Origin of the sequence: Veillonella sp. ACP1 (genome assembly GCF_000286635.1) — a bacterium.
Lineage (GTDB): Bacteria > Bacillota > Negativicutes > Veillonellales > Veillonellaceae > Veillonella > Veillonella atypica.
The window spans coordinates 1-2,289 of the sequence record NZ_ALKL01000005.1 but is presented as its reverse complement, the minus strand read 5'-3'; the positions used below and the strand labels follow the sequence as shown (position 1 = coordinate 2,289).

Here is a 2,289-nt window from a genome sequence, read left to right as displayed (position 1 = left end):
TTTGCAACAAAAGGCCGTGCGGCTACAGAAGAACAATTAAAAGCTGTAGGGGAACAAACATGGCAAATCACGGCAGATAAAGATGCTACTACATCTGGTGCTCAAACAGGTACTAAGAAAGATGCTAAGGTTGGTAAAGACGACAAAGTTCAATTGATTGCTGGTGAAAATCTCACAGTAAATCAAAATGAACGCGACTTTACATACTCCTTGAATAAGAATCTTGTGAAGATGAACTCTGCAACCTTTGAAGCAACAGGCGGTAAAACAACTGTTATCAAAGGCGATAGCATTGTTCAAACTGATGGTGCTAATGTAAATACATCTAATGCTACATCCAATACAATTACTGATGGTACAAATACAAGTACAATCACTGCTGGTAAGGCACAAATTGGTACTGTTGGTATCGATGGTGTAGTAAGCAAGATTAGTACTGGTGGTACAAATGCTGTAGTAGTTAATGGTGCAGATGGCACAATTAAAACTGGTACTGTAACAGTAACTGGTGGTACTACAAACGACATCACTGGTTTGTCTAATACAACTGTAACGGCAGCAGACTTTGCAACGAAAGGCCGTGCTGCAACAGAAGAACAATTAAAAGTTGCAACTGGAGCTACTACATTGAAGTTCACCGGTGATGTAGCAACTAATACTGGATCCGTAAACCTTAAGGATGATATATTCGGTATTAAAGGTGATGGTAAATACATCTCTACTGACGTAAATGGTAAAAATGTAAATCTTACAGTCTCTGAAGCAGAGGTTAAAAAATCTGCTGTAGCTGCTGTAACAGTAAGCACAGATACAACAGATGCCAATAATCCATTGACTGTAACACCTACAACGAGTGCAGATGGTACCACTAAGGATTACAAGGTAACTATTGATGGTACTAAGATTGCGAATAAGACGAACTTGTCCTATAAAGCGAACGATGGTACTGCAAAACAAGTTTCATTAGCCGATGGTTTGAACTTCAAGAATGGTACATTAACGACTGCATCCATCGATGATAAAGGCGTTGTAAAATATGATGTAAATACTGCATCTATCACTGCAGGTACAGATGGTACAATTACAGGCCCAGCTACAGATGGTGTAGCGACGGCTAAAAATGTAGCTGATGCTATCAATGCAGCTAAAAAAGCATCTAAAACAGAAATCACTGCTAACACTGGTGAAGCAGCTAATGCAACGACAGGTAATGTAACGCTTACATCTACTACGGCAGCAGATGGTCATACTATTTATGACGTGAAACTCAACGATAAGGTGACACTTGGTACTGGCGCTAACGCTGTTACAGTAGATGGTACAGCTGCAAAAGTAACTGCAGGTGTAACAACTGTTGATGGTGCAACTGGCACAATTACTACTGGAGGTACAAACTCCATTAAGGTAGATGGTGCAACTGGCACTGTAACTGGTTTGACTAATAAAGATTGGACTCCTGGTGTAACAAAAGCCGTAACAGGCCGTGCTGCAACAGAAGATCAATTACAAAAAGTAGCAGATGCTGCATCTAGCCAAACTTGGAATATTACGGCAGATAAAGCAGGTACAACTGGTGCCCAAACAGGTACTAAGAAAAATGCTACTGTTGGCAAGGATGAAACTGTCGAATTGGTTGCAGGGGATAACCTTACAATTAATCAAAATGAACGTAAGTTTACTTATTCCTTGAATAAAGACCTTGCTGGTTTGACTAGCGTATCCATTGGTACTGGTACAACTGAAACCATTAAACTTGATGGCGCAACTGGTAAAATTACTGCTAAAAATGCAGTTATCGGTGGTGTAACTGTCGATGGTGATAATAATCATGTAACTGGCTTGGCCAATACAACTTGGAATGGTACAGCTACAACTGGCCGAGCTGCGACGGAAGATCAATTGAAAGCCGTAGCTGAAACAGCAAAAACGACTACTGATGCAGTTAACTTGAAATTCACTGGTGATACAAATACATCCCCTGGTGTAGTTAATCTGAAAGACGATACATTGGGCGTTGTTGGTGATGGTAAATATGTATCTACTGATGCGAATGGCAAGAATTTGACTGTGAAAGTATCTGAAGCAGAGGTTAAAAAATCTGCTGTCGCTGCCGTAACAGTAAGCACAGATACAACAGATGCCAATAATCCATTGACTGTAACACCGACAACTAGTGCGGATGGTACAACTAAGGATTACAAGGTAACTATTGATGGTACTAAGATTGCGAATAAGACTAACTTGTCCTATAAAGCAAATGATGGTACTGCAAAACAAGTTTCATTAGCC

General features: G+C 40.2%; 1 protein-coding gene. It reads left to right on the top strand.

Features of this window, described 5'->3' with window-relative positions:
- On the top strand, window positions 1-2,289 hold a 2,289-nt coding region (locus HMPREF1151_RS09810), incomplete at both ends, for a hypothetical protein (RefSeq protein ID WP_009660829.1).